Source organism: Micromonospora sp. NPDC047753, from assembly GCF_040642735.1.
In the GTDB taxonomy this organism is placed as follows: domain Bacteria; phylum Actinomycetota; class Actinomycetes; order Mycobacteriales; family Micromonosporaceae; genus Micromonospora.
On sequence record NZ_JBEYSL010000345.1, the window covers coordinates 1 to 7,613 of the forward strand.

At 70.6% G+C, this 7,613-nt stretch carries 6 protein-coding genes and 1 pseudogene; 2 read left to right on the top strand and 5 right to left on the bottom strand.

Annotated features, from left to right (window positions below; translation table 11 throughout):
* Both ABZ749_RS24735 and ABZ749_RS24740 read right to left on the bottom strand, forming a co-directional pair.
* The coding region (locus tag ABZ749_RS24735; RefSeq protein ID WP_357231718.1) for an SIS domain-containing protein at positions 1–802 on the bottom strand (802 nt) is incomplete at its 3' end.
* Positions 799–1,752 carry a MurR/RpiR family transcriptional regulator gene (locus ABZ749_RS24740; protein ID WP_357231721.1) on the bottom strand — a complete coding sequence of 318 codons (954 nt, stop codon included), beginning with the start codon at positions 1,750–1,752 and terminating at the stop codon, positions 799–801. The genes ABZ749_RS24740 and ABZ749_RS24735, both read right to left, overlap by 4 nt.
* Positions 1,753–1,958: 206 nt before the next feature.
* Between ABZ749_RS24740 and ABZ749_RS24745 the strand changes: the two genes are divergently transcribed.
* Complete coding sequence (locus ABZ749_RS24745) at positions 1,959–2,945, top strand: BadF/BadG/BcrA/BcrD ATPase family protein (protein WP_357231724.1); 987 nt, start codon at positions 1,959–1,961, stop codon at positions 2,943–2,945.
* 207 nt (positions 2,946–3,152) lie between these two features.
* Here ABZ749_RS24745 and ABZ749_RS24750 read toward each other — a convergent pair whose 3' ends face one another.
* From ABZ749_RS24750 to ngcE, 3 genes are all read right to left on the bottom strand, one after another.
* Complete coding sequence (locus tag ABZ749_RS24750; protein ID WP_355009716.1) at positions 3,153–4,052, bottom strand: carbohydrate ABC transporter permease; 900 nt, start codon at positions 4,050–4,052, stop codon at positions 3,153–3,155.
* Positions 4,049–4,957 (bottom strand): sugar ABC transporter permease, encoded by a 909-nt coding sequence (locus ABZ749_RS24755; protein ID WP_091403945.1) that lies wholly within the window; start codon positions 4,955–4,957, stop codon positions 4,049–4,051. The genes ABZ749_RS24750 and ABZ749_RS24755 overlap by 4 nt, the downstream gene beginning before the upstream one ends.
* Before the next feature lie 64 nt (positions 4,958–5,021).
* A complete protein-coding gene (gene ngcE / locus ABZ749_RS24760; protein ID WP_357231729.1) occupies positions 5,022–6,437 on the bottom strand; it encodes an N-acetylglucosamine/diacetylchitobiose ABC transporter substrate-binding protein in 1,416 nt (471 codons plus the stop codon).
* A 193-nt stretch (positions 6,438–6,630) separates the two neighbouring features.
* Between ngcE and ABZ749_RS24765 the strand changes: the two are divergent.
* A pseudogene (locus ABZ749_RS24765) lies at positions 6,631–7,557 on the top strand (acyltransferase); the annotation flags it as partial.
* Positions 7,558–7,613 lie beyond the last annotated feature (56 nt).

Genomic DNA, 7,613 nt, shown 5'->3' on the forward strand with positions numbered 1-7,613 from the left:
CGACCGGTGGGCCGCCCCGGCCGGCCGCCCGCCGAACACCCCGCTCAGATGGTGTGTGGGTCGATCGACACCGGGCGCAGGTCCGCCTCCGCGATCCCGACCCCGGCACCTCCAGCCTGGCGCACCTGCGGGAGAGGTAGATAGGGGGCACCTCTCCGGCCTGGTGGAACCGTCGTACGACCTCCGCGGTCAGCAACTGCGCCAGCAGCGCCGTGGTGACCGAGGAGACCGCACAGACCGCGCCGCCGCCCTCGAGCGGCAGCAGTGCATCGCCGTACGGCGCGCCGTTGTCCAGCACGACGTCGGCGAGGTCGGCGAGCCGGTGCCCGGACGGGTGCCGTGGCGCCACCCGCGCGGTGTGCTCGACCGAGGTGACCGCGATCAACGGGTGACCGCGCTCGGTGACCAGCGCCGCCAGCTCGACGACCGAGCCGTTGATGCCGGACTGGGACGCCACCACGAACACGTCGCGCGGCTGGGGTGCCGCGAGCGCGTAGATCTGGTGGGCGATGGAGGGATCACGTTCCAGTTTGGGGTCGGCGAGCACGTCACGCGGGGCGTCACCGTGCATCACCAGGTCCCGTACCGAGAGCCGGTTGGTGGGGACCAACCCGCCAGCGCGGGCGACCAGCTCGGCGGCGAACGCCTCCGAGTGCCCGGCGCCGAACGCCTGGAGCACGCCGCCGTCGCGCAGGCTGCCGGCGATCAGGTCGGCGGCCCGGGTGATCCCGTCCGCCTCCGAGTCGAGCAGCCGGTCGAGCACCGGGCGGACGGCGTCCGCGTACCCCTGGGCGCTGATCATGAGAGGGCTCCCTTCGCTGCCTTGTGCCCGTCGACAGCCTGCGCTGTCCGCCGGAAGGCCGCGTGCGCGCGGTCGTGCGTGCGTTGGGCGACGGCGATGTAGAGCAGGTCGAGCACCACCAGTTGGGGATGCCGGGCGGAGAGCGCGTCCGGCCGGAAGGTGGTCGCCTGGCTGGCCGTGAGCAGGACGATGTCGGCCAGCTCGGCCAACGGGGAGCGAGGGAAGCCGGTGAGCGCGAGCGTGGTGGCGCCACGGCTGCCCGCCTCGGCGAGCATCTCGATCGTCTCCCGGGTCTGCCCGGTGTGCGAGATGCCGAGCGCCACGTCCCCCGATCGCAGCAACGCGGCGCTGGCCAGCCCCTCGTGCACGTCGTTCCAGGCCCACGCCGCCACACCGATGCGGTGCAGGCTGAACTGCATCTCCTCACCGACCAGGGCGCTGCCGCTGGCACCGAAGATGTTCACCCTGCTGGCGCCGGCGATCGCCACAGCGGCCCGCTCCACCTCGGTGAGGTCGAGCAGGGTGGCGGTGTCGTGCATGGCCCGCGTGTCGGCGGCCATGATCTGGTCGAGCACCCGGGCGAGCGGATCGCTCGGTTGGATCTCGCGTCCGATGTCGACCGTCCAACCGGCAGAGCGGGCCCGGCCGGTCTCGGAGGCGATGCCCAGTCGCAGGTCGGCGTACCCCTCGAAGCCCATCGCCCGGCAGAACCGGGTGATGGTCGCTGGTGAGGTGCCGCTGCGCTCGGCCAGTTCGACGATCGTCGAGCGGGCGGCGGCCTCCGGGTCGCTGAGCACGTGCTCGGCAACCCGGTGCAGAGCACCGGTCAACTCGCCGAGCCCGTTGCGGACCCTGGCCAGCACCCCGTCGGAGGCCGAGGTCCGTCGCTCGATCACGTCGGCGTCGACCACCGCGGTCCCCGCGGCGGTGTCCACCTCGTGATCAACCATGAGACGCCCCTGCTTTCCGAAAAGACTGTTAACTGTTAGTGGTAAAATTTCTTACTGAACGACCGTCTATGTCAAGACCGTGGGCGAAGTTTTCAAACTGTTACCTGGCGCACGGCCCCTCACGCCGGCCACAACTTGCCTCGCACGACCCCGCCGACCAGCATGAACAAGCCAGATCGCCGTTCCGCGCAAGGAGACTCGTGCCGATGTCCGACACCGTCGTGGTGGGTCTCGATATCGGCGGCACGTCCACCCGGGCGACCGTCCTCACCCTCACCGGGCAACGCGTCGGCACCGGTCGCGCCGGCGGCGGCAACCCCACCAGTCACGGCGCCGAGCGCGCCGCCGCCGAACTGCTGACAGCGCTGCGCGAAGCACTCGCCGACGTCGACCCGACGCGGGCCGCCGCCGGCACCATCGGGCTCGCCGGAGCCGGCCGACTGCTCGCCGACCCGGCCGGGCGGGCCGCCTTCGACCATGCCTGGCACGACGCCGGCCTGCGCTGCCCGTACGAGGTCCACGGCGACGCCCTGGTCGCGTACGCCTCCGGCACCGCCGCCCCGGACGGCACCATCCTCATCGCCGGCACCGGCGCGATCACCGCCCACGTCCACGAGCTGCGGCTCGACCGGATCGCCGACGGCCACGGCTGGCTGCTCGGCGACGCCGGGTCGGGCTTCTGGCTCGGTCGGGAAGCCGTACGCCGACTGCTCGCCGACCTCGACGCCGGCAGTGCGCTGGGCGCGCTGACCACCACCGTGCTCACCGAGATTCTGGGCAGCGCCGACATCACCGCCCGCCCCCGGGACACCGTCGACGCCACCATCCAGACGGTGACCCGTCGACCCCCCGTCGAACTGGCCCGGCTCGCGCCGCTGGTCGTCGACGCCGCCGCCCACGGCGACCCGGTCGCCACCGAACTGATCACCGACGCCGCCGCGCACCTGACCGAGAGCGTGAGCCGCATCCGCCCCGCCGGGGCTGTGACACCGATCGTGCTCGGCGGCGGCCTGCTCACCGCGGACACCCCGCTCGCCGCCGCCGTCCGGGCCGAGATCGCGCGACACTGGCCGGACGCGCCACTGCGCACCGCCGGAGACGGGGCCGCCGCCGCGGCCTGGCTCGCCGCCCGTGGCCTACCCGGGGTGCCCGACCCGGGCGCGCTGCACGCCCGCCTGTTCCCCACCCCCTGAAGCCGACGGCGCCCAGCGCGCCGCCCGTATCGGCACGGCACCCCCCACCCCGCGCCCCACCTGCCCGCGGCGTACCCCGCGGCGCACTGCGCCCCGCACCCCGCCCGGCCGCCCCGCGCCGCACTACCGCCTCGCACCCCCGCCCGGAAGGTCGTATCGGCCTGCGGGGGCGATGATCGGGATCGGACAGCGGTGGCCAGGTCGGTTCTACTTGAGCTGCCCTGCGGTGAGGCCCGCCTGCACCTGCCGCTGGAAGGCCACGTAGACCGCGAGCACCGGGAGCACCGCGATACTCAGTCCGGCGAAGAGCCGGGCGTAGTCGCCGGCGTACCCCTGGCTGACCGACAGCGCGAAGAGCCCCTGCGCCAGCATCCACTTGGACTCGTCGCCCTGCAACAGCACCTGCGGTAGCAGGAACTGGTTCCAGTGGCTGAGGAAGTTGAAGATCGCCACACTGATCAGTCCCGGACGTGCCATGGGCAGCATTACCCGGAAAAAGAGCCGGAAGTGACCGCAGCCGTCGACCAGTGCGGCTTCCGCCACCGAGGTCGGCAGGGTCCGGAAGAACGCGCTCAGGAAGAACACTGTGAACGGCAGCGAGTAGGCCGCGTACACGAGGATCAGCCCGAGCCAGGTGTTGAAGAGGCCGGCGTTGCGGACCACGAAGAAGAGCGGTACCAGGGCGAGGAACACCGGGAACATCAGGCCGCCGACGAACAGGTAGTAGACGACCTGGCGACCGCGGAACTCGTACCGGGCGAAGACGTACGCGGCGGTGGCGCCCATCAGCATGGTGAGGCTGACCGAGCCGGCCACCACCACCAGGCTGTTGAGGAAGTACCGGCCGATGTGCGCGCCGGTCCAGGCCCGCACCCAGTTGTCCAGGTGCAGCGCGCCGGGCAGCCCCCACGGGTCGGCGAGGATCTCACCGTTGGTCTTGAACGAGCTGATGAACATCCACAGCAGTGGCAGCACGGTGAGCAGGCCCCAGAGCAGCAGGAAGCCGTGCGAGAGGGCGTTGGCCACGCCGAGTTCCCGGCGTACCGGGCGGTCCCCGCTGGTGACCGGGGTCGGGGCGGTCGCGGTGGGCTGATCCAGAGTGGTCACGAGTACTCGATCCGTTCGCGCCGGCCGACCCGCAGCGACAGCACCGCCACCGAGAGGGTCAGGAAGAACATCACCACGCCGATCGCCGAGGCGTAGCCGAACTTGGTCTCGCTGCCGAAGGCGGTGTCGTACATGCGTACGCCAATCACGTCGGTGGAGAAGTTCGGCCCGCCGTTGGTCATCAGCTGGACGAGGATGAACCCGTCCAGGGCGAAGATGGCCAGGTAGACCCAGGCGACCTGGACGGTGTCCCAGAGCAGCGGCAGGGTGACCCGGCGCAGGGTGGTGAACCGGGACGCGCCGTCGAGCAGGACGGCCTCGTAGATCTCCTTCGGCACTGCCGACATCGCCGCGCCGAACAGCACCACGTAGAAGCCGACGTTGCTCCAGACCATCACCGCCAGCACGCACCAGAAGGCGGTCGCCGGGTCGCCGAGCCAGGTCGGCGCGGGCAGGCCGAGGCCGTGCAGAGCTGTGGTGAGCAGGCCCTTGTTGGGGTGGTACACCTCCTTCCACAGCAACGCGATGATCACCACGGAGAGCACCTGCGGGAAGAAGTAGACGGTGCGGTAGAGCGCGCCGCCGCGTACGCCGGTGACGCCGGCACTGCCCTTGCGCCCGCCCATGGCGAGCATGGTGGCGAAGAACAGCCCGAGCACGATGGTGAGCACCGGCACCAGCCCCAGCAGGATCGCGTTGTTCTTCAGCGCGTTCCACACGTAGTCGTCGTGCCAGAGGGTCTTGAAGTTGGCCAGACCGACCGGGTTGGCGTCTGCCGAGTAGCCGAGCCAGTCGGTGGTGGAGATCTGGAACGCCTGGAGGTACGGCGAGACGACGAAGAACACGTACAGCAGCACCGGTGGCACCAGGAACGTGACGATCAGCGGCCACTTGCCATGTTTCACGAGAGGGACCTCTCCGTTTGGGTACGGCCGGTGGGGGCGGACCTCTCCCCCACCGGCCGGGCGGTCAGGCCGCTCGCTTGTACTTCTTGATCGAACTGTCCTGGGCGATCGAGTCGGCGCCCTTCTGGCACTGTTCGAGGAACTCGGCGGGGCCGATCCGACCGCTGAAGAACTCACCGCACGCGGCGTCGACGAGGTTGCGCTCCAACTTGCGGTAGAAGCTGTTGTAGACCCAGTTGAAGCCGTTGGCGCCGGACGCGTCGAGCGCCTTCACCACGGTGCTCAGCCCGTACGGCAGCTCGACGCCCTCGGTGGCACCGGCGACCACGGTGAGGCTGGCGACCTTCTTCGTGAAGTCCTGGGCGCCCTTCTTGGAGAGCATGGTCCGGAAGTACTCCAGGCCGCCGGCGACGTTGCGGGCCTTGGCGGGCACCATGAACGGTTCCCCGGCGGTTCCCCGGATCGCCTCGAACGGCAGCTTGTCGCCGCTGCCCAGGCTCGGCGTCGGCGCGATGGTCATGTTGAAACCGGCCGGGGTGACGTCCTTCTGCTCGCTCTCCAGCCAGGATCCGCAGGAGATGAAGGCGGCCTTGCCCTGACACCAGGCGGTCTGCGACTGCTTGTGGTCCAGGCCGGGCGAGCCGTCCAGGATGTACTTGTCCTTGACGATCTGGTGCCAGGCGTCGGCGGCGGCGCGCATCGAGTCGGACTTCCAGGCGTTCGGCTCCAGGTTGTCGATGGCGGTCGCCACCGACGGGCCGCCGAACTTGATCGCCGTGGAGATCAGCGGCCAGCTCATGTAGCGCGGGTGCAGGCCGGCGTACGTCCAGGGGGCGATTCCGGCGGCCTTGATCTGCTTGCAGAGCGCGATGTGCTCCTCCCAGGTCTTCGCGTACGACCAGCCGCGGTCGGCGAAGAGCTTGGCGGAGTGCCAGATGCCGTAGGCGGTGTAGGTGTAGTTGAGCACCAGGAACTTGCCGTCGTAGGAGCCGACCTCGACCGCGCCGGGCAGCAGGGTGTCCTTGACCGTCTTGCCGGGGATGTCGAGGCTCGGGGCGGCCAGCAGTTCGTCGAGGCCGGCGAGGGCGTTCTGGCTGACCAGGCCGTTGAAGTCGATCTGGCTGGAGCCGGAGTTGTTGACCACGTCGGGCGGGGTGCCGTCGACGAAGCGCGGCTGGAGGGTCTTGCTGATCTCCTGGGTGGAGGAGTGCTTGATCTTCGCCTTCGGGTACTTCTCGGTGTACATGGCCTCGTGGGCCTTTGCGTACTCCTCACCGAACCCGCCGCCGAAGATCACCACCTCGAGTGGGGCGTCCTCCTTCACGCCGAGCGGGTTCTCGGCGCTCTTGGTGCCCTGGTAGGTCTCGGCATCGTTCTTGTCACCGCCACCGCTGGTGGCGCAGCCGGACAGCAGACCGGCGGCGGGGGTGGCCAGGAGGCCGGCGGCGGCGCTGCGCCGCAGGATGTCACGCCTGTTCATGGGTTCTCCTCGGGTCGGGTCGGGCGGATCGCCGGTCTTGTGGGGGAGGCGTCCACCGCGCGAGGGGCGGTAGTTCTCTTCAGTTAATGCTCCGTTGCTGAAGAATTTCTACGACAGCCGGGCTCGGACTTCAAGTCCTGACTGTCGAACCGTTATCACCACCAGCCGTCATCAGGTCGCCTAGCCTGAGGCGATGCGCCGCCTGCGCCAGCTGGCCGAGCACACCCCGGCTGGGCGGGAGCGATATGTCGACCTGCTCCGCGCACTCGCCATCACCATGGTCGTTCTCGGACATTGGGGCGTCACGGCGATCGGGCGCGACGCCTCCGGGCAGGTCACCGGGCACTCCGCGCTCGGCGACCTGCGCTGGGCGTACCCGCTGACCTGGCTGGCCCAGGTGATGCCCGTCTTCTTCCTGGTCGGGGGCTACGCCAACGCTGCCTCGTTGACCCGCCTGCGGGCCCGCGGCGGCGACGCCGCCGGGTGGCTGATCGACCGCAGTGCCCGCCTGGTCCGCCCCACCAGCACGCTGCTGCTCGTACTCACCGCCGGGGCGGCGGTCGCCTGGCTGCGCGGCACCGACCCCACCAGGATCCGCGAGGTGTTCTGGTTCGCGACCATTCCGCTCTGGTTCCTGGTCGCCTACCTGGCTGCGGTCGCGCTCACCCCACCGATGTACGCGCTGCACCGTCGCTTCGGTCTGACCATCCCGCTGGCACTTGTCGCCCTGGTCGGCCTCGGCGACCTCGGCCGGCTCAGCGGGCCGGAGGCGCTGAGCTACGGCAACTACCTCTTCGGTTGGCTGGCCGTCCACCAGCTCGGCTTCGCCTGGCACGACACCCGGCAGATGCCGCCGCCCGCCGCCGGGCCGCCGGGCGACACCGCCGCGACCGCCTCGGAAGCCGGCCCGACGCCCGCCGCCGGACCGTCGGCCCACGACCGTCCGGGGGTACGCCGCTGGCGACGACTGCCCACCTCGCGGCGGGCCGGACTGGTGTTCCTGGCCGGCGGCCTGGCCACGGTACTGCTGCTCACCGGGCCCGGCCCGTGGCCGGTGGCCATGCTGCACGTGCCCGGCGAGCGCCTGGACAACGCCGCGCCGCCCAGCCTCGCGCTGCTCATCGCGTGGCTCTCCGGGAAGCCGTAGCTGGCGAACGCGGTGAGTTTGCGGTAGAC

Coding starts and splice junctions, on each gene's coding strand:
- ABZ749_RS24740 (WP_357231721.1), bottom strand. CDS start 1,752: ATGGTTGATCACGAGGTGGACACCGCCGCGGGGACCGCGGTGGTCGAC.
- ABZ749_RS24745 (WP_357231724.1), top strand. CDS start 1,959: ATGTCCGACACCGTCGTGGTGGGTCTCGATATCGGCGGCACGTCCACC.
- ngcE (WP_357231729.1), bottom strand. CDS start 6,437: ATGAACAGGCGTGACATCCTGCGGCGCAGCGCCGCCGCCGGCCTCCTG.